Annotated in this window: 21 protein-coding genes and 1 tRNA gene; 8 read left to right on the forward strand and 14 right to left on the reverse strand. The window is 62.4% G+C overall.

The window, feature by feature from the left end; all coding sequences use genetic code 11:
- Positions 1-59: 59 nt before the first annotated feature.
- Positions 60-1,433 carry a transcriptional initiation protein Tat gene (locus tag ACK3R5_RS09060; protein ID WP_411966755.1) on the forward strand — a complete coding sequence of 458 codons (1,374 nt, stop codon included), beginning with the start codon at positions 60-62 and terminating at the stop codon, positions 1,431-1,433.
- Between the two features lie 10 nt (positions 1,434-1,443).
- Here the strand turns inward: ACK3R5_RS09060 and ACK3R5_RS09065 are convergent, their stop codons facing one another.
- Positions 1,444-2,796 (reverse strand): aspartate aminotransferase family protein, encoded by a 1,353-nt coding sequence (locus ACK3R5_RS09065; RefSeq protein WP_411966756.1) that lies wholly within the window; start codon positions 2,794-2,796, stop codon positions 1,444-1,446.
- A 207-nt stretch (positions 2,797-3,003) separates the two neighbouring features.
- Here ACK3R5_RS09065 and ACK3R5_RS09070 point away from each other — a divergent pair, with 207 nt between their 5' ends.
- Positions 3,004-4,302 (forward strand): AI-2E family transporter, encoded by a 1,299-nt coding sequence (locus ACK3R5_RS09070; protein ID WP_411966757.1) that lies wholly within the window; start codon positions 3,004-3,006, stop codon positions 4,300-4,302.
- Between the two features lie 6 nt (positions 4,303-4,308).
- Here ACK3R5_RS09070 and ACK3R5_RS09075 read toward each other — a convergent pair whose 3' ends face one another.
- Positions 4,309-4,596, reverse strand: coding sequence for a PadR family transcriptional regulator (locus ACK3R5_RS09075; RefSeq protein WP_411963740.1), 288 nt, complete (start codon positions 4,594-4,596; stop codon positions 4,309-4,311).
- A 565-nt stretch (positions 4,597-5,161) separates the two neighbouring features.
- A complete protein-coding gene (locus ACK3R5_RS09080) occupies positions 5,162-5,308 on the reverse strand; it encodes a hypothetical protein (RefSeq protein ID WP_411963741.1) in 147 nt (48 codons plus the stop codon).
- Between the two features lie 89 nt (positions 5,309-5,397).
- Between ACK3R5_RS09080 and ACK3R5_RS09085 the strand changes: the two genes are divergently transcribed.
- The 3 genes from ACK3R5_RS09085 (at position 5,398) to ACK3R5_RS09095 (ending at position 6,663) form a co-directional block, all read left to right on the forward strand.
- Positions 5,398-5,607 (forward strand): hypothetical protein, encoded by a 210-nt coding sequence (locus ACK3R5_RS09085; protein WP_411966758.1) that lies wholly within the window; start codon positions 5,398-5,400, stop codon positions 5,605-5,607.
- Between the two features lie 41 nt (positions 5,608-5,648).
- The gene (locus ACK3R5_RS09090; protein ID WP_411966759.1) at positions 5,649-6,359 is read left to right on the forward strand and encodes a hypothetical protein; all 711 of its coding nucleotides are present in this window, start codon (positions 5,649-5,651) and stop codon (positions 6,357-6,359) included.
- A 70-nt stretch (positions 6,360-6,429) separates the two neighbouring features.
- Positions 6,430-6,663: a flagella cluster protein gene (locus tag ACK3R5_RS09095; RefSeq protein ID WP_411966760.1), complete on the forward strand. Its 234-nt coding sequence runs from the start codon at positions 6,430-6,432 to the stop codon at positions 6,661-6,663.
- 16 nt (positions 6,664-6,679) lie between these two features.
- Here the strand turns inward: ACK3R5_RS09095 and ACK3R5_RS09100 are convergent, their stop codons facing one another.
- The 6 genes from ACK3R5_RS09100 to glyA all read right to left on the reverse strand — a co-directional run bounded on the left by ACK3R5_RS09100 (position 6,680) and on the right by glyA (position 11,087).
- Positions 6,680-7,192: an NUDIX domain-containing protein gene (locus ACK3R5_RS09100; protein WP_411966761.1), complete on the reverse strand. Its 513-nt coding sequence runs from the start codon at positions 7,190-7,192 to the stop codon at positions 6,680-6,682.
- A 2-nt stretch (positions 7,193-7,194) separates the two neighbouring features.
- Complete coding sequence (gene folD / locus ACK3R5_RS09105) at positions 7,195-8,088, reverse strand: bifunctional methylenetetrahydrofolate dehydrogenase/methenyltetrahydrofolate cyclohydrolase FolD (RefSeq protein ID WP_411966762.1); 894 nt, start codon at positions 8,086-8,088, stop codon at positions 7,195-7,197.
- Between the two features lie 106 nt (positions 8,089-8,194).
- Positions 8,195-8,770: a VIT1/CCC1 transporter family protein gene (locus tag ACK3R5_RS09110; protein WP_411966763.1), complete on the reverse strand. Its 576-nt coding sequence runs from the start codon at positions 8,768-8,770 to the stop codon at positions 8,195-8,197.
- Positions 8,767-9,066 carry a DUF211 domain-containing protein gene (locus ACK3R5_RS09115; protein WP_411966764.1) on the reverse strand — a complete coding sequence of 100 codons (300 nt, stop codon included), beginning with the start codon at positions 9,064-9,066 and terminating at the stop codon, positions 8,767-8,769. Before ACK3R5_RS09115 ends, ACK3R5_RS09110 begins: the two co-directional genes overlap by 4 nt.
- 79 nt (positions 9,067-9,145) lie before the next feature.
- A complete protein-coding gene (locus tag ACK3R5_RS09120; protein WP_411966765.1) occupies positions 9,146-9,505 on the reverse strand; it encodes a hypothetical protein in 360 nt (119 codons plus the stop codon).
- Positions 9,506-9,839: 334 nt separating this feature from the next.
- A complete protein-coding gene (glyA, locus tag ACK3R5_RS09125) occupies positions 9,840-11,087 on the reverse strand; it encodes a serine hydroxymethyltransferase (RefSeq protein ID WP_411966766.1) in 1,248 nt (415 codons plus the stop codon).
- A gap of 364 nt (positions 11,088-11,451) precedes the next feature.
- Here glyA and tbsP point away from each other — a divergent pair, with 364 nt between their 5' ends.
- Both tbsP and ACK3R5_RS09135 read left to right on the forward strand, forming a co-directional pair.
- Complete coding sequence (gene tbsP, locus ACK3R5_RS09130; RefSeq protein WP_411963751.1) at positions 11,452-12,279, forward strand: transcriptional regulator TbsP; 828 nt, start codon at positions 11,452-11,454, stop codon at positions 12,277-12,279.
- Between the two features lie 55 nt (positions 12,280-12,334).
- Complete coding sequence (locus tag ACK3R5_RS09135) at positions 12,335-14,023, forward strand: YcaO-like family protein (RefSeq protein ID WP_411966767.1); 1,689 nt, start codon at positions 12,335-12,337, stop codon at positions 14,021-14,023.
- 157 nt (positions 14,024-14,180) lie between these two features.
- On the opposite strand, the gene ACK3R5_RS09140 is transcribed toward ACK3R5_RS09135, so the two are convergent.
- The 3 genes from ACK3R5_RS09140 to ACK3R5_RS09150 form a co-directional block, all read right to left on the reverse strand.
- On the reverse strand, positions 14,181-15,320 hold the full coding sequence (locus ACK3R5_RS09140; protein ID WP_411966768.1) for a DUF63 family protein: 1,140 nt from the start codon (positions 15,318-15,320) through the stop codon (positions 14,181-14,183).
- Between the two features lie 165 nt (positions 15,321-15,485).
- Positions 15,486-15,956: an Lrp/AsnC family transcriptional regulator gene (locus ACK3R5_RS09145; protein WP_411963754.1), complete on the reverse strand. Its 471-nt coding sequence runs from the start codon at positions 15,954-15,956 to the stop codon at positions 15,486-15,488.
- Positions 15,957-16,018: 62 nt separating this feature from the next.
- Positions 16,019-16,816: an inositol monophosphatase family protein gene (locus tag ACK3R5_RS09150; protein ID WP_411963755.1), complete on the reverse strand. Its 798-nt coding sequence runs from the start codon at positions 16,814-16,816 to the stop codon at positions 16,019-16,021.
- A gap of 141 nt (positions 16,817-16,957) precedes the next feature.
- Here ACK3R5_RS09150 and ACK3R5_RS09155 point away from each other — a divergent pair, with 141 nt between their 5' ends.
- The gene (locus tag ACK3R5_RS09155) at positions 16,958-17,239 is read left to right on the forward strand and encodes a hypothetical protein (protein WP_411963756.1); all 282 of its coding nucleotides are present in this window, start codon (positions 16,958-16,960) and stop codon (positions 17,237-17,239) included.
- An 843-nt stretch (positions 17,240-18,082) separates the two neighbouring features.
- Here ACK3R5_RS09155 and ACK3R5_RS09160 read toward each other — a convergent pair.
- Both ACK3R5_RS09160 and ACK3R5_RS09165 read right to left on the reverse strand, forming a co-directional pair.
- A tRNA-Leu gene (locus tag ACK3R5_RS09160) sits at positions 18,083-18,166 on the reverse strand.
- Between the two features lie 257 nt (positions 18,167-18,423).
- A complete protein-coding gene (locus tag ACK3R5_RS09165; protein ID WP_411966769.1) occupies positions 18,424-19,083 on the reverse strand; it encodes a high-affinity nickel-transporter protein in 660 nt (219 codons plus the stop codon).
- Positions 19,084-19,139: the final 56 nt, after the last annotated feature.

Here is a 19,139-nt window from a genome sequence, read left to right on the forward strand (position 1 = left end):
CAGCATAGAAATCCTTTCGAGCCGACACGTTTACACGAGTCTGTTTCGAGGTTCGTCGTATGTCCCCCGACGACCAACGCCCTCCCTCCCCCTCCGAAGACGACCGTTCGAGACTCTCTCGTCGCCAACTCCTCGGCCTTCTCGGCGGTGGAAGCCTCATCGCCGGCATCGGTTGGTTCGCCCCCGAGTGGCTTCCAGACCCGGTGACGGACACGCTGACGACGATGTATCCGGACCCGTCGAGTAACTACGTCTGGCAACCACCCGTGAGCGACGAACACGCCGACGAGGCGGTGCAGCGACTCGAAGAGACCGTCGAGCGGGCGCAGGAACTCCGCTCACGAATCGACCTCGATTCGGTGGACGAGGATATGCGGTTTCACCTTCGCGGGTCGCCGGCGGGAGGCCACCTCGAATCCGCGAAAGAGGAACGAAACGCCCGTGAACGCCTCTTCTCGGCGACCTACGGAATGCTGTTCGCCGGCGAAGCCGTCGGCTACGCGAAGATTGCACTCGGCGAAGCGAACCCGGACGCCCGTCTCGAACGCGGCCGTGAACTCCGACAGGAGACTGACGATATCGCGGACTCCATCTCCGAGTACCGCGTCTCCGACCCTGGGCGTGACCTCGGATATCTCTACGCTATCGAACGCGAACTCTCGTTTGCCCGTATCAGTTCGAACTGGAGTGGGACGTACACCGGCGGCGACCCCGACTCGGTAGAGGAGTACTCGCCCCACGGACTGGCGAACACGTGGGGGTCGCAGTTGCAGGCGGAACAACGAATCGAAAACGCTCGCCACTACCGCGAGCGGTATCGGTCGAATCTTGGACCCGACGCACGGTCACACCGACAGCGACTGGACGACGCGCTTCTCGGCCTCCTCGCGGAAACCGACCGGTATCCGAGACGTGACCAGATGCGGACGAAACTCAAAGAGGAACTCGAACTCGACCAAGAGACGCCGTACGGGGCCGCTCGCTGGGAGTTGTGGACGCTCTGTTTCGACAACGACTTCAGATTCTACGGCGGGGACGTCCGCCGTGACCTGACCGTGTTTCGCGTCGTGAAGACCGGAGAGGCACTCCTCGCGCGACAGGCCCACGACTACGCCCTCGACGAACTCGACGTTTCTCCCGACGATACCGACTACAACTCGGGTCGCGCGTTCCGGGCGAAACGCCGTGCAATGGACGACTTTCGGGCGACACGAAGCGAGTACGACTCGAACTTCGCGGGCGTCGTCGCGAGCGACGCGGCGAGTCTCATTCGTGGTGGGGACGTGGGACTCACGGGACGACACGACGACAGGCCAGCGTGGCAAGAGCGTGTCGAGTCGGCAGTGTACTACCTCGTCGGTGGCGGGATGATGCGAAATTTCGGGGACGTAGTCGACCCACTGCTCCGAGTCGAGACGGGCGGAGAGAACTGAGAGCGTCGGCTTACGACACGTCCTCGATAGCGTCGAGGAGCATGGTCGCGCCGATGTCGATTTCGCGTTCGGTCACGTCGAGCGGCGGGAGGATACGGAGGACTTTGTACCCACACGCGAGCGTGAGGAGGCCGCGTTTGAGCGCCGCTTCGAGCACGGCGTTCCGGCGTTCGTGGGTGTCGAACTCGACGCCGAGGAGGAGGCCCTTCCCGCGAACGTCCACGACTGCCTCGGGCGCAGCGTCGCGCATCGTCTCTTTGAACTGGCGGCCACGAGCGACGGCGTTGTCGAGTAAGTCGTAGTCCTCGATCGCTTCGAGGGTGAACACGCCCTGCATCGAGGAGATGATGTCGCCCGCACCCCACGTCGACGAGAGGCGACTCGTCTTCTCGGGGAAGATATCCGAGTTCGAGATGGTCGCCCCCACGCGGAGTCCTTTCGCGCCGGTGATGACGTCCGGTTCCATCGGGTAGTGGTCGGACCCCCACATCTCGCCGGTCCGCCCGACGCCCGACTGAATCTCGTCGGCGATGAGTGTCAGGTCGTAGTCCTCGACGACGGCGGCGAGTTCCTCGGAGAAGGCGTCCGACGGGAATCGATACCCGCCTTCGCCCTGAATCGGTTCGACGATGACGTACGACACTTCCGAGGCGTCGACGTTCCCTTTCTTGGGGTGGAGTTTCTGCCGCAGTTTCGAGACGGCCGACTCGGGGTCGGGGAAGAATCCACACGAACACGTTTCGGCCGTACACGACCGGTCGTCACAGAACGGCACGTCGAAGACGCCGGAGATTTCGGGGAAGTTGCGGCGGTAGACAGATTTCGACCGGTTGAGCGAGAGCGCGCCGAGGGTTCGCCCGTGGAAGGCACCCTCGAAGGTGATGCCGTACTTCGCACCACCGGAGTTGTCGTAGCAAATCTTGATGGCGTTCTCGACGGCCTCTGCACCCGAGTTCGAGAGGAAGACGGTGTCCATCCCGTAGTGACTCGTGAGGTCCGTCAGTTTGTCCATCAGCGCGGCGGGGCCGGGGAACTCCTCGTCACCGGGTGCCGACCCGTCGCTGACGTAGAAGTCCTGACCAGCGATTTTGGTCGGGTCGACCATATCGAACTCCGCCATCCGGTCGAGTATCTTCGGGTTGTTGTAGCCGAGGGGAGCAGCAGCGACGTGACTCGTGAAGTCGAGCAGGACGTTGCCGTCGACGTCGGTACAGAACGGTCCTTCCGCGTCTTCGGTGATGTCCCAGACGAAATCGTAGACGTAGGTACTCGGTGCGGCGTGTTCCTGGTGGTAGGATGCCCACTCTTTGGCCCGTTTGCCGGGCATCGAATCGACGTGGGGAACCACCGTCTCTCGGTCCATGCGGGCCGCTACGGAGACCCGTATGTTAAGATATTCGTTATCAATGAGGCAATATCGGCCATATCCGCCCGGGGTCTGCCGATTTCGAGAGAAGAACCACGTCTCTGACGGTGTCGACGGCGTGTGTTTCGCCACTTTCGCGACGTTCGTTCTTCGACCGGTCGAACCCACGATAGGCTTTTGCCGTTTCCCTGTCGGACATAACCTATGGCGTTTCGTGACATTCAGCGTTCCCGTGCAACGTGGTGGGCCATCGCTGCGGCCCTCGCGGGTGCACTTCTCTACGTCGTCTACTCGTTTATCGGAACGTTCGTCTTCGGCCTCTTCATCTACTACGCGACGCGCCCGATTTACCGCCGTATTCGTCGGCGAATCAGACCACCAAGCCTCGCGGCGACGGTGGCGATGTTCGCTCTCGCACTCCCCGTCCTCGGGTTGATGACCTACGCGGCGACCATCGCACTCCGCGAGTTCGTCAAGTACGCCAACAGACTCTCTGGGGACGACGCGGATATCGACCTCGCGGCGTACGGTATCGACCCCACCCTCATCGAGAGTATCGCGACTCCGCAGGCGCTGTTGCAGTACGACTTCCAGTCGCTTCTCACGCCGAGTGCCGCGTCGTCGGTGTTCGATTCACTCACCGTCGCCGTCGACACGTTCGCGTTCCTCGGAATCGGTGCAGTCCACCTGTTCATCATGATTGCCTTCGCGTTCTATCTCCTCCGCGACGGCCACAAACTCAGTCGATGGGGTCTGTCGTTGTTCGCCGACGACAAGGGCATCTTGGAGGCGTACGTCCGCGCAGTCGACAGGGACTTCAACAACATCTTCTTCGGAAACATCCTCAACGCAGTTCTCACCGGAACTATCGGCGTCATCGCGTACTCGCTTTTGAACGTCGCCGCGCCACTCGGCGTCAAAATCCCTGCTCCGGCGCTCGTCGGGTTGCTCGCTGGAATCGCGAGTCTCATCCCCGTCGTCGGGATGAAACTCGTCTACGTTCCGGTGGCCATCTACATGGGCGCACAGGCGTTCGTGGTGAATCCACCCGGACTGTGGTTCGTCGTCCTCTTCGCTGCCGTCTCGTTCGTCATCGTCGATACGATTCCTGACCTCGTCCTCAGGCCGTACGTCTCCGGTCGGAGTCTCCACGTCGGTGCGGTGATGATAGCGTACACCTTCGGCCCGCTTCTGTTCGGGTGGTACGGCATCTTCCTCATGCCGATGATTCTCGTGTTACTCGTGAACTTCGCGCGCCTCGTCCTCCCGGAGTTAGTGACCGGAAGACCGATTCGACCGTACATGGTCGACCCTGCGTATCTGGTCGACGACAGACCGATACAGGCGGGCGAAGACGCCGACGGTCAGTCGGCAGATGACGTTCGAGCGAACGGAGAAGAAAGTGAAGACGACTTCGACGCTGCAGAACGACTGCCGGGGTACAGTGACGACGGAGCGAGTCGGGACTCACGGCCACCGTCCGACGCCGGCATCGACGGGTGAGCTATCTCAGGCCTCGAAATCTTCGGTGACGTACTCCGCTTCCCACTCGTCACGTGCCTTGATTTCGCGCCGACCACGCCGCGTGAGCGTGTAGTAGTTGGTTCGTCGGTCACGCTGTCCTTTGTCGACTAGGCCTTTCTCGACGAGTGTATCGAGGTTCGGGTAGAGACGGCCGTGGTGAATCTCCTTTTCGTAGTACGCTTCGAGTTCCTCTTTGATAGCGAGTCCGTGGGGTTCTTCGAGTCCGGCGATTACGTACAGTAGGTCTCGCTGGAATCCTGTCAGGTCGTACATCGGTAAATTCGACCTGTATGTTATTGTCTGATTCAAATAAATATGTCGGCACGATCAGTGATTTACGAACTCTATGGCCTCTACACACCAGAAACTGAGCGTCTGTTCGTGTATGCCGAGTTACCAATCACCCAGAACGTCGTTTTCGGGTTTTGGATATGTTCGTAATTGGATGGCTCTCACCATGGTGTGGCACGCCGTAGCACGATTTTCCACCGGAAGACGTCTCTCGGCGACGGTTGTCGGCGGTTCGGCGTCGAGAGAATCGAGCGTCGACACTCTGGGTCTGTAGGTCCGAGCAGAAGGAAAGCAGGCCGTGCCGGAAATCTCCGGCACGGCGTGCCGCCCTGAATTGGTCCCCGCTGACGCTTCGGCCCTCCAAAGCGAAGCGTCACATTCGGCTACCGTTCGGTTTTACTTAAAGATAACGACGAGTGACAATCATTGACAACAGAACGATACGTACTCGATAACGAGTACCGAGGGAACGATACGTACACGACGACGACGACTGAGAGAGCGATACGTACCTCATACCAATCCCGTACGTACGAGTTCTCCCGCGTCACATATGCTCTTCTTCGAGGACCCACCCGATGGCGCGTTTGTAGTGCGTGAGGAGTTTTCGAACGCCTTCGTGTCGCATGTCCTCGGATTCCAGTTCCTCTTTCAGGAATTCGTACTGCTCGCGGACTTCCGCTTCACTGCGCATGTGTCGCCTCTGGTCCCCCGGACGTATGTACTCCCAACATAAATGTAAATTGTCTAACTATTATGGTTTCGTGATGCGACGCCTCGCGTATGGTCCCCATCCTGCTCGTCTCCCTCGGTAGTTTCATCGGTATCGTCGGAGTGCTCGTCGCGTACGACCCCTCCCCGCTGTGTGATTTCCGCGACGTCGACCGGTCTCGGTCGGCGCTCGACGAGCACAGTCGGTTCGTCTGGCGTGTCGTCGGCCTCCTCGCTGCTCTCGTCGGCACGGCCCTCGTCGTCTCGACGCTCCTCGTCTGAGGGTCGTCGCGTTTTTGCGGCGGCGGACCGAACACCGCGCCATGGAGATACGCGGCGAGCGCGAGTGCAAGGACTGCGGCCAGCACTGGTCGTACTACGAGACTGGGAACGTGTCCTGTCCGTCCTGCGGAAGTATGCGGAGCGTCGGCGTCGGTGAACGCGAACGCCACACCGCCGCACAGGTGTCGCTCGAACTCACGGACCATCGGACCGCGGTGGCAGACGGGACGATACGCGACGCCGCACCGGCGCTGAAGTCCGACCTCCGTGAGTTCGTCAGAAAGACGGGGTACATCCACGGCGGGGAACTCCTCCCGCTCGACGACACCTCGTTGGCGGCACACGAACTTCTCCACGCCGTCGACGTCGTCGCCCGGTCGAACCGACCGACGGACGACGAGGAGTACTTCGTCCTCGAACTCCTCCGCGGGGCCGACGAAGACACGCGCCCCGAACCGTCGTCCGTCCCTGACTCGCTGTCCGACGCTCGTGGCCTCGCGTACGCCAACGCCATCGAAGCGTACCACCACGACCTGAGCGGGTGGCTCGACGACCATCCCGACAAAGAGGCACGAACGACGCTCGGGACGCTCTCGAACCACCTCAAGCGCGTCGAAGCGCTCGAAGGAGACATTCCGGTGTCGGAATCCGAGACACTCGTCCGCGTCGCCCGTGACATCTACACCTACCTCACGACCGACGACCTGGACGCCCTCGCGTCGGCCCGAGACCAGCTTTCGTCGCTCGCCTGAACGCCTCGGATTCGACACCCGTCTCGCTTTTCACCGAACGTTTTTGCCTCCCGACGACTCTTCGCAGACGATGACCACAGGATTCGACGTCCACGAGGTTCGGCACCGCGTGAAGTTACTCCGCGACGACGGAGACACCATGCTCGTCGAGAATCGCGACGGTGTCGACTGTCCCGCCTGTGGTGACTCCTTCTCGCAACTGCTCATCTCCGAGCGCACGGCGCACAGTTTCGACGTCGACGCGGACGTCCGGTTTTGCGTCCGCCGCGAGGACGAACGACTGCTCGTCGCGACACACGAGTAATACGTAGAATACCGCGTCAGCAGTCGCGTAAGAACTGAACCAACGCCCTGTCGAGCGTGTCCTCGGGGAGCGTCTCGAACCACGACACGTCGGCTATCGTCTCGTCTTCGAGTCCCGGGTCGTCGGTGAGGACGCCTTCGACGGCCACGTCGTAGATGGCGAAGTGGAACGTGACGCCGTCGTCGTCGTGGGTGAACGTCTGTTCCGTGACGACTCGGAGCGTCTCGACAGTCGCGTCGAGGCCCGTCTCCTCGTGAATCTCTCGAACCAGCGCGTCCGTCTTGGACTCGCCCGATTCGACGCCACCACCGGGCAGGACCCACTTGCCGTCCTGTCGAACGAGAAGGACCGACCCGTCGCGCTCACAGAACCCGGCGACGCCCCAGTCGAGTCCACCCCGGATTCGCGTCGCGAGGCGGTCGAACGTCTCGGCATCGAGGGACCGCTGGTTTCGACGTTGGACGACGCCCTCCCCATCGACAGTCCACTCGCCATCGATACCAGGTGGCGCGCCCATCTGTCGCTCCATCCTCAGGGAAGGTCCACGTCGACGTCTTCCGCTTCTGCGGCCGCTTTGACCGTGTTCCAGAGAAGCATCGCGCGCGTCATCGGGCCGACACCGCCAGGGACGGGCGTGATTGCGCTCGCCTTCTCCTTCGCGGAGTCGAACTCGACGTCACCGACGAGTTCGTAGCCCTTCTCGTTGTCCGCGTCGACGCGGTTGACGCCAACGTCGATGACGACTGCGCCCTCCGAGAGCATGTCACCCGTGACGAGTTCGGGGACGCCGACGGCGGCGATGACGATGTCGGCGTCGCGCGTCTTCGCGGCGAGGTCCTTCGTGCGGGAGTGGCAGACGGTGACCGTGGCGTTCCCGCCCTCGACCTTCTGGACGAGGAGGTTCGCCATCGGTTTGCCGACGATATCGGAGCGACCGACGACGACCACGTCGGCCCCCTCCGTCTCGACGTCTGCGGCGGCGAGGAGTTTCTGAATTCCGTGGGGCGTACAGGGTTTGAAGCGCGCGTCGCCGGCGACGAGGCGACCCACGTTTTCGGGGTGGAACCCGTCGACGTCTTTCGCGGGGTCGATGCGGCGGAGGACCGTCCGGTCGTCGACGTGGTCGGGGACGGGCATCTGCACGAGGATGCCGTGGACGTCGTCGTCCTCGTTCAGGTCGTCGACGAGCGAGTAGAGTTCCTCTGCGGGGGTGTCCGGGTCGAGGTGGTGGTCGAACGCCTCGATACCGACTTCCTCGCAGTCGCGCTGTTTCATCGAGACGTACGTCTCGCTCGCGGGGTCGTCGCTCATCAGCACCGTCGCGAGTCCCGGTTTCACGCCGGCGTCGTCGAGTGCGTCGATGGCGTCGGTCAGGCCGGACCGAATCTCCTCGGCGACGGCGTTCCCGTCGATGATGGTCGTCATTGTCCGAGGGTGCGTGGTCCGACCATTTCAAAGATTCGGAATCGTGCCTATTCTCCGTTTCAAAACGGAGTAAATATACACACTTGTGCCTATTTGGGCCCGTAACTCACCCGCCGAACAACAGGTTCACGGCGGCCACCGCGACGCCCGCGAGCGCCATTCGAATCCCTGCGACGTACCATCGCTGTCCGGAAATCGACCCCATGTACGACCCGAAGGTGAACAGGATGCCCGTCCCGAGGGCGACGGAAGTGGCCGTCGCCGTCAGCATCGTGAACACCGACCCGACGGCGAGAAACGGGAGGAGCGGAACGACGATGCTGACCAACGGGCCGAGGCCACTGGCGACGGCGTTGACGCCTCGTGCGAGGACTTTGTCGCGTTCGACGGCAGTCCCGCGCAAGTCGGTCAACATCGCGTCTTCGATGCGTTCGAGTTCGGCCAACTTCTCGGCGCGTTCTATCTCCCAGACGCTCCAGACGCCGGAGGTGGTGAGCCCAATCGCCGCGCCGAGGCCGATTTTGACCACCGTCGGGCCGTCTGTGACGCCGGTGAGGAACGCTCCGATGACGACGCCGATACAGGTCAATGCCCCGTCGAACCCGTTGGAGACGAAGTAGCGACGGGAGATGGCGCGGACCTGCTCTCGCTTGAGCACCGAGACGAGTCGTTGCGGTGTCACGGTGGCAACCAGTCCTGCGGAACGTCACGCGAGTCGACCATCTCTTCGCCCGCAACCACTTCGTCTATCGAGTGGACCGTCCCCCCGAGGTTCGTCACTCGGTGTTCGACGTCCTCGACGTCGATATCGTCGCCTTCGACGACGATTCTGATGTTCTGGACTTCTCTGTCGGTTTCGAGGAGCAGGGCGTTCACCCCGCTGACGCCGGGGGCGGACGCCACGTCGCGCGCGAACTCCACCGTCTCTGGAGCATGCGGTTTCAACACGTCGAGAACGAGGCGACGAATCGGTGCCATAGTCTGGCGGACGTTGGGGCCGGCGGGTAATAGTGTTACTCTGCGAGGGTGTTCTCCAATCCACCTGCTCGGCGGGAACTCAACACGTCGCGTCGGCGAAGGACTGCGGTTCCGCTCCCTGCTCGACTGCCCTCGTCGCGCCGGTTTCGAGGTTCACGAGCATCGCCTGCCCGCCGTACCCGTGGGTCTGGTCGTGTCCGCGAACGACGACGCACGTCGTCCCCTCGGGGATAGAGATGGTCTCCGAGCGAGTGAACTCCTGTGTGCTGTGGGCGTGGAGGAGTTCGCGTTTTCCGAGTTCAGTTCCGTCCAGCGATTCGACGACCCACCAGTTCGCGTATCCATCTTCGCCGTCGTCGTCGTGTAAGAGCGTCACCGAGAATCGGTAGTCGGTACCCGATTGCTCGAACGAGACGCCCATCACGTTCGCCTCGCGCAAGTCGAGTTCGTCCGCACCGCCGTCTGTGTCGTCCGTGGCGGTTCCACCGTCGGGTGCGGGCGTCTCTGGAGTAGTAGCCGAGTCGTCCGGGGACTCGTCGGGCGTCTGGGTCGCGGATGTGTTTCGTCGTCAGTCATGCCGTCGGTCCCACTCGGAGACGTACATCCTGAGACTGCGGCGAGTGCCACCGTCACCGTACCGAGGAGGGTGCGTCTTCGCATCGGGATAGCCGTGATACGGGTGGAATCGACAAAAAGGCGGGTCGGTGTGTCGGACGCGACACACGACTCGCTGGCGACGAGAGAAAAACGGAGAACGAACCGAAGCGAGTCCCTTACTCGTACAGCGGGTTGGCGTCGCAGAGTGCCTGCACGCGGTCGGAAACCTCGGCCAGCACGTCGTCGTCTTCTGGGTCATTGACGACTTTCACGATGAGTTCGCCGACTTCGCGCATCTCGTCTTCGTCGAAGCCACGGGTCGTGAGCGCGGGCGTGCCGGCGCGGATGCCACTCGGGTTGAACGCAGAGCGCGTCTCGCCGGGGACGGTGTTCGCGTTGAGGACGATGCCCGTCGATTCGAGCGCGTCTTCGGCGTCGCCGCCGGTGAGGTCCGGATGCGAGTCACGCAGGTCCACGAGAACGAGGTGGGTGTCGGTGCCGCCGGAGACGACACTCAGGCCGTGGTCTTCAAACGTCTCGGCGAGGACTTTGGCGTTGTCGACGACCTGTTGGGCGTACTCCTCGAACTCGGGTTCGAGCGCCTCTTTGAACCCGACTGCCTTACCGGCGATGTTGTGCATGAGCGGGCCGCCCTGGCCGCCGGGGAAGACGGCGCTGTCGATGTCGGAGGCGTACTCCTCTTTGCACATGATGATGCCACCGCGGCCGGCACGGATGGTCTTGTGCGTCGACCCGGTGACGAAGTCGGTGACGCCGACGGGCGAGGGGTGGACGCCTGCAGCGACGAGGCCCGTGATGTGGGCGATGTCGGCGAGGTGGAGCGCGTCCACGGAGTCGGCGACGTCCTGAATCGTCTCCCACTCGACGGCACGCGGGTACGCGGAGTAGCCAGAGACGATGATGTCCGGTTCGAACGACTCGGCCTTCTCCGCCAACTGCTCGTAGTCGATGTAGCCCGTTTCGGCGTCGACTTCGTACTGTTCGACGTCGTAGAGTTTCCCGGTGAAGTTCGCGGGGTGGCCGTGACTCAGGTGGCCGCCGTGGGTCAGGTCGAGCGAGAGAATCTTGTCGCCCGGTTCGAGCATGGCGAGGTAGACGCCCATGTTCGCCTGCGTGCCGGAGTGTGGCTGGACGTTGACGTGTTCTGCGCCCCAGAGCTCCTTGGCGCGCTCGATGGCGAGATTCTCTACCTCGTCGGCGTACTCACAACCAGCGTAGTAGCGCTTGCCGGGGTAGCCTTCGGCGTACTTGTTCGTCAGCGCGCTCCCCTGTGCTTCAAGGACCGCTTCGCTGACGTGGTTCTCCGAGGCAATCATCGCGAGCGTGTCGCGCTGGCGTTCGACCTCGCCTTCGAGGGCGTCTGCCACTGCGGGGTCGACGTCGCGGACGTGGCTGTAGTCCATGTGTAGTATCCTGCCCAATTAGGGCATAAATGTGTCCCATTTGGCCACGCCTGCCGGTGTTGTGGTGCACGTATTTGCACACTCACATCGTGGCAGACGGTGACAAATGCACGAACGCGTAGAGGTTGTCGAATACTGACCTGTCTCGTCGTCGAACTCGACGCGCTGTCCGGTGTCTACGTCCTGATTCGAACACGGAACGGCGACAACCGTGCAATCCTATTATCTTACACTGTCTAGCAGTAAAATTTCTGAAACGAGGTGCTCAATTCGCCCAATAAAGAGTTGTTACAACCCATTAGAGGATGCGTACTGAGTGTGTGTTTGCGTTAATATTAAATAGATTCTGACCGATATTGAAACCATGGCTATTCGTTCTAATTTGCTCGCTGAGGGGGTCGAGGATATCATCGAATCCGTCCTCACTTCGACAGCGGACGAAGTTCTAGTCGCCAACCCGACGGCCGACGTCATCGAAGGCCTCGTCACCGTCGCCACAGACATCGGTTCGGGACTCCCACAGATTCGTCTCGTCGCCGAAGAGAGCGTGCTCAAGACCGTCATGGACGACTTCATCATCGCCTCCAACGCGGCGAACCTCGTCGACGAAGGCGTCCTCTCGATGCGCACCGCACGCGACGAAGTCGAGAACACACTGTTCGTCACGCCCAACACCGTCGTCGCTCTCGTCGGCGCCGGAGGCAAAGTCGCTGGACTCGTCACCGACGACGAAGAGTTCGTCCAGACGGCGCTCGACGCACACCGGTCTCACTGGGAAGACGCCCCCGAGTTCAAACTCCGCACCCCGCCACTCTCTCGCGTCCGCGAGACGCTGGCAGAAGACATCGGTGAGGAGACGCTCGACGACTTCGACAGCGTGCTCGCGTCGCTCACCTCCGCTCGCGGCGACGGCGATGGCCTCGACGAAGTGACCATCTCCCTCCTCGTCGCTGCCCGCAACGAAGTGCTCCTCTACGACATCTCCAAGTGGGGCGAAGACGTCGGTATCGCCAGCAAGGCGACGTTCTCGCGGACGAAGACGAAACTCGAAGAACTCGGCCTCATCGACACCGAGAAGGTCCCCATCGACGTCGGCCGCCCGCGCCTCCGCCTGAAACTCGGCGACGACCAACTCGCCGACGCCGATATCGACGACTTGGCCGACGCCGCACAGCGACTCCTCGACGCGTAAATCGCGCGAAGGCGAGACCCCTCGCTTTTTCTCTCCGCCGTCCCTCGTCGCTCGCATGAACATCGGACTCGTCGGGAGCGGTCCCGCCGCCGAGTCGATTCGCGCGGCCTGTTCCGACATCGACGCCACAGTCACCGAGACGACCCCAGACTCGTTCGACGAGTTCGGCCTCGGGTTCGTCGTCGCACCGGTCGGCAACGACGCCTTCGACGCGGCAGACACCGCGTCCGGACGGTGGATTGCGGTCGAAATCGGCGGTGTCGGCGGCCACGCTATCGACGATATCGACGCCGCAGTCTCCGCATTCGACCGGACGAGTGGCGACTATTCGGACCTGCGTGCTCGCGTCGCGTCGACCACCGAGTCGAATGCCACCCCGTCCGGTGACCGTGCGGCGGTTCGTCTCGCCGGGGCAATCGCCGGCCGTCGCGGCGTGTCGCTTCTGTCTGGCGACGACATCGCGGGGAGTGTCGTCGAAATCCCCGGGCGAGAACGGACGTTTCTCCCGACGCCGGAACCGACCGACCGCGACAGGACCGTCCGTCGGGACTTCCGAGCAGTCGAGTTGGACGACGCGCTCTCGCGGGCGGAGTTGGCCGTCGACGAGCGTCTCGGAATCGTCACGCAAGTTGGCGAACGCGAGTCGTTCCCGCTTCCGTACTACATGGCACAGACCGCAGACACGACGGCCTACGCCGATACTCGTGCCGCAGAACTCGCAGGCGGTGCTGCGGTCGGGTGGGACAAAGCCTACATGAAAGCACTCGGCGAGGCGCTCGAACGCTACTCGGCGGGCGTCTACCGGTCGAGTGAGTTCGCCGTCGCGCCGGCAGCGTCCCGGCCGGGTGCCGTCCCGCCGAGTCGGTTCGTCAGGCCGGATTCGTACCGCGACCCGGACCCGAACGAACCGATTCAGTGGGTCGACGGCGAGCACCTCACGACAGGAACGCATGTTTCGCTCCCTGCGGAGTTCGTGCACTACCCGCCGCCAAACGAGCGACACAAGCCATCGATTACGACGGGACTCGGCCTCGGAAACTCCGGCACAGAAGCGATTCTCTCCGGCCTCTACGAGACCATCGAACGCGACGCGACGATGCTCGCGTGGTACTCGACGTTCGACCCACTCGGACTCGACGTGTCCGACGAGGAGTTCGAGACGTTGGCCGCCCGCGCCCGGTCGGAAGAGTTGGACGTGACGGCGCTGTTAGTGACGCAGGACGTCGACGTGCCAGTCGTCGCCGTCGCGGTCCACCGCGACGACGAGTGGCCGAAGTTCGCGATGGGGTCCGGTGCGAACCTCGACGCCAACAGCGCCGCTCGGTCGGCACTCGCCGAGGCACTCCAGAACTGGACCGAACTGCGAGCGATGGGCCCCGAACAGGCTTCGACGCAAGGGGGCGCGATTGCGACGTACGCCGACTTCCCCGACGCGGCAGAGGCGTTCGTCTCACCGGACGCGACTATCCCGGCAGATTCCGTCGGCCCCGAGGAACTGCCTACAGGGGACGCGGAACTCGACGCTGTTGTCGAACGCGTCGCCGACGCTGGCCTCGACGCCTACGCCGCACGCACCACGCCGAGAGACGTCGAACAGTTGGGCTTCGAAGCGGTTCGCGTCTTGATTCCGCAGGCCCAACCGTTGTTCATCGGCGACCCGTTCTTCGCCGAGCGTGCGGAGTCCGTCCCACGCGAACTCGGGTTCGAACCACGATTGGACCGCGAGTACCACCCGTACCCGTAGGTCAAAAGGCGAACAGCCGACACGATTCGACTCGCGCGACGGTGTGTCGGACACCCGCGACCCGTCGCGCGGTGAGGGTTAGCGCACGGGGCGACTGGCCGCGGATTCCTATAAAAACGTTCGTCGAAGAAGAGCGACTCGGGAGCGTTCGCGGTGTTCAGACGCCGAACGTCGCCCGGAGCATATCACGGGTTCCCGGGCCGAGGCCAACCGCGAGCACGGCGATGAGGAGCAAGATAGCGTAGCGCGGACTGTCCTCGAATATCTGTTCGTCGAAGACCCAGACGACGGCCGTCGCCGCGACGAGTTTGACGAGCAAGAACGGCCACGCGTCGCCCGTGATGGCGAGAATCGATTCGGGGAGCGTCGAGGCGGTGAAGTCCACGACGGCTTTGTTCACCGGATGTTTCGGAATGAGGTTGTTTCCGGCACCGAGTGCGGTCATCCAGTCGAGGCCGATGACGTTCGCGACGCCGTCGACGGCGTGTCCCCAGATGATGACGAGGCCGATGAGGCCCGTTCCGGCGTTGACTTCCGGTGCGTATCGTTCGAGAAGCCACCACGTCGCGCCGGCGACGAGCGTCGCCCCGACGAGGATGACGACGAGCACCTGCGGGTAGAAACTCGCCCCGTTCGTGCCCGTGACGCCGAGATACAGGAGGTACCCGAACGCGACGGCGAGGACGGCGGCCCCCGCACCGAACAGCGGTCGTACGTAGTCGTCGACGAAGCCACGGCGTGCAGCGAACACACTGCCGACGACGGCGACGAGCGTAATCGCGAAGACGGTGACGTAGATGACGGGGCTGATGACGAGCGTGTTCAGCGGGTAGGAGATGAGGGCGTCCACGGTTCCGGGCGTGTCGTTCGCGTCTTCGACGACGCGGAACGCACCGCCGAAGAACATGAACGGAATCAGGGCGTAGAAGAACTGTGGCCGCTCACCGATATCGAGGCGGCGAAGCAAGAACACGACGCCCGTGAGGGCGATGATGAGCGTGACCATGTAGCCGACTTCGGAGACGAGCGTGTAGCCGGGATACGCGACCGGTTGGGCCGCAGCAGCACACGCGGAACTACTTCCGAGGTACTCCGTGACGCCGGACGCACGGGTTGCACAGACGGCCGAGTTCGCGTCCGCCTGGACCGGGCCCCAGAAGTATTTCCAGATGAAGCCGTCGTAGACGACGCGAGGGAACGCGAGCGACCCGCCGACGAGTGCGATGAGGATAGCCACGACGCCAGCGCCCCAGAGACGCTCGGGGTCGAGACCAGTTTGCTCTGCTACCGTTGCCATAGCCGAAACCCCGACGGCGGGACTGTTTAGGGTTCCGGTCTCTCGCAGTCTCGGCACACGGCCCACCCAGAGTCTGTTCTCACCGTCACGGGCGGAGTGAGTCCAGAGAAGGCCACCGACGGACGTTTAGGAGAGATGAGCGGTCGGCCACGGCCGTCCGCGCAGTTATGCGTCGTCGTCGGGTTCGTCGATGGGTAAGACCGGGTCGTCGTACTCGGTTCCGAGGATGACCATCGTCTGAGAGCGAGAAAAGCCTTCGAGTTCTGCGATGTGGTCGAACATGAGTTCACGGAGCGCGTCCGTGTCTTCCGCGTAGACGCGAAGCATCACGTCCCACTCACCGGTGGTGAGGTTTATCTCCTGGACGCCTTCGATTTCGCGGAGTTGCTGGAGTGCTTCTTTCTCACGCCCCTGTTTGACGCGGAACCCGACGAGTGCCGACGTTCCGAGTCCCACTTTTCGTGGGTCGACGTGCGCGTGGTATCCCTGGATGACACCCGCGTCTTCCATCCGTCCGACTCTGTCGTGGACCGTCGCACTCGACATGTCGATTTGGCGAGCAATCTCACTGAACGGCGTCCGCGCATCCTCCATCAGAAGACGGAGGATGGCTCGGTCCGTGGCGTCGAGTTCCATACGCCCCAGTACTGAAGGTGGTAACTTCGCATTTGCGGATACCGATGGTAATGTCCCGACAGTTACAGGTCGGCGATTTCCCGAGCAGATTCGAGCACCGCGTCGTGGATGGCACCGTTCGATGCGACGAGGGCTGACGAGTCGTGGCGCCACTCGTTGCCGTCGAGGTCAGTGACCGTCCCGCCGGCCATCCGGACGAGGTGGACGCCAGCGACAGAGTCCCACGGGTTCGCTCGCTTGTTCGTCACGACGCCGTCGAGAGCACCATCCGCGAGGAACGAGAGAGCCACCTGCATGCTCCCGTACCGACGCATGTCTCCGAACCGGGTGACGATTGCGCGAGTCGCGGCGGCGTACTCGTCGCGTTCGTCGTAATCCCACCAGAACGTCGGTGAGACGGTACACGTCTCCGGGTCGTCGCGTTGGCTCACCGATATCTGCTCGCCGTTCCGGTAGGCCGACTCGTCGTCGGCGGCGTACAGGTCCTCGAATGCGGGGAGGAAGTTCGCGGCGGCGACGGGTTCTCCGTCGAGGACGGCGGCGACGGCAGTCGCCCACACCGGGATGTCGCGCACGAAGTTGTTCGTGCCGTCTATCGGGTCGATAACCCACGACGCGCCCTCGTCGGGGACCGATTTCAGTTCGTCTTCTTCTTCACCGACGATGGCGTCGTCCGGAAACGCACCGCGGATGCGCTCGACGACGCGACGCTGTGCTTCCCGGTCTGCCGCCGTGACGACGTCCGTCTTTCCACCTTTCGTCTCGACGGTGATATCCGTCCGAAACGCGCGTCGGGCAACTGCGCCGCCGTCTCGTGCGGCACGCTGGGCACGGTCAGCACGGGCACCGAGTTCGTTCATGCACGTGACAGTACTCGGCAGTGGCCTATAACCATCGACTGGGAGCGAGCGAAAACAGAGTATCAACCGACAATTGCCCGACTGCGGCCAGACGACTCTCGGCCCGTTTGCTTATCAGGGTGAGTCGTCTACCGGGAACCAGTGACGGATACAGGTGACCTCCCGGTGAGCGTGCGCGATTCACTCACCGAGGCGTTCGACGCCGCACGAGCGGCCGTCCGAAGTGGCGACACAGAGACTGCACTGGAGTGTCTAGAAACGGCCTCCGATATCGTCCTCCACAAAGTGCCTCCCGGACTCCTCTTCGAACGACTGGAACACGGCATCGCCGCCGTCGAGCGAACTGCGGCGGACGAACCAGTCGTCGCCTCGGAGTACCTTCGGGTGTTGGTGCAGTTGCTCGCGGACGAAGACGACGACTGAAAAGGCGGTTCCATCGCTCGGGACTCAGATAACGTAAAACGCCAGAACCCGCAATTAGAACCCGGACGGAAGACGTTTTCCACAACCCTCACAGCCTTTTTCGGCTTGCGCCGACTTCCCGAACTCCGATTCCTCGTGGTCCGGTACTTGGCTTTCCCGCCACACACTCGCAGTGTGGTTATCGGGGTTGTTTCGGTTCCTCTTCGGCACTTTGACCTCGTCTTCCTTTTACGAAAGACTCGGTGTTCGTGTCGATCCCATTCCTCTGCATCTTGCGATGCATACCATCGTTGACGGTTATCCCGCCATCCAATGGATTCGGTTTGGTCATCCGGTGCGTCCTTGCGCTTCCGGCAATACTATAGTATGCTCGATAACATAATGAATGTTTCTGATAAAGTCCTGAATGTCTGTTCTGACCGAAAGTCGTGCATGAGAACTGGTATTTTCGACCACTACCTCTCCGGGTATTCTGTCCCCAGACACGACCCCAAAGTAAGCTCTGTACGCTGATTTTCACGAGAAACGTGGTCTGTCGACGAGGACTCTCGAACCCCGGTTCACACGCGGTGACCACGTGTGACAGTGATGTGCACACTCGACAAATCACACACCTATTTATGATGGTACTTAAACTGACAGGTTCGCCGCAATTCGACTACCGTGAGCGGTGTAACCCGGCGTCTGAGACGACGACTCTGTGGCGCAGGTGAGAGTGCGTGGTCGTAGTCGACACAAGTGCGTCGGGAGAGATTCGAACATCACTCGCAAATCGGAGATTCGCTCCCTGATTCAAATCCTCTGTGCGCACTTGGCACTCCTCACGAAGTTCGTCGGCACAAGTGCGAGGGGAGGGATTTGAACCCACGGACTCCTACGAGAGCGGATCTTGAGTCCGCCGCTTTTTCCTGACTTAGCTACCCTCGCGCAGTAACCGCGACGATGCGGGATTCGGCCTATTCGAGCCGTATTTGACCATCAGTCTTCGCTATTATAAATGTTGTACGAAAGCCGTTTTCGAACGGAACGTTGTGGCTGACCGGCCAGCGGGTATCCCTTCTCGTCCGCCCAAGTGGAACGACTCGTTCGCCACACCGATGTCGAGTACTTGCCGGTGTGGAGAGTGCAACCTGACGAACTCTGCCGTTCCACGGGGCGAGCGATGTCCGCGTGCTCGGTCCTCGTCAGACCACGGCGCCGACTTGTTCGACGACCAGGAGTCCGCCTGCGGCGATACCGACGATGCCTGCCGTGGCGCGGAGGAGTCGCGTCCCACCGGCGACCATCGAGCGCCGCCACAGCACCGAGACGGTTGCCATCGTCGCCACCGTCAGCAGTACAAACGCGGCGAGGAACGCCATCGCCTGTCCCACACCGGGTGCCGCAGAGACCATCACGACGACGAGTGCACCGCTCCCTGCGAATCCGTGGAGGACGCCGACTGCGAACGACTCGTCGTGGACGTGCGTGTGTTTCGTCCCCAGTGAGACGTCACCGAACGCGAGGTGGCGATGGCGAGGTTCACCGTGGGCGTGGTCACGGAGTTTCGGAAGCGATGCGCCGGCAGCGCGAAGGAGCATCCGCACTCCGAGAGCGACGAGCACCGCTCCGACGACGACTTCGAAGAAGTGTGTCACCGACGCGGGCAAGCGCACGCCGAGGGCGACGAAAAGCAGGCCGGCGACGACGATTGGAATCGAGTGACCGATGCCCCAGGAGGCACCGACGAAACTCGGGTGCCCGTCGTCTTCGACCATCGTGGTGACGGCGGCGAGGTGGTCGAGTTCCAGCGCGTGCCGGATACCGACGATTCCACCCGCCACGAGTGCGGATGCGAGTGCCATCGCCGTACACTCGACTGACCGACCCTAAATATAGCGCGCATCGCGGCGAGATGTGT

The sequence above is a fragment of the Haloferax sp. YSSS75 genome (genome assembly GCF_046764215.1).
Lineage (GTDB): Archaea > Halobacteriota > Halobacteria > Halobacteriales > Haloferacaceae > Haloferax.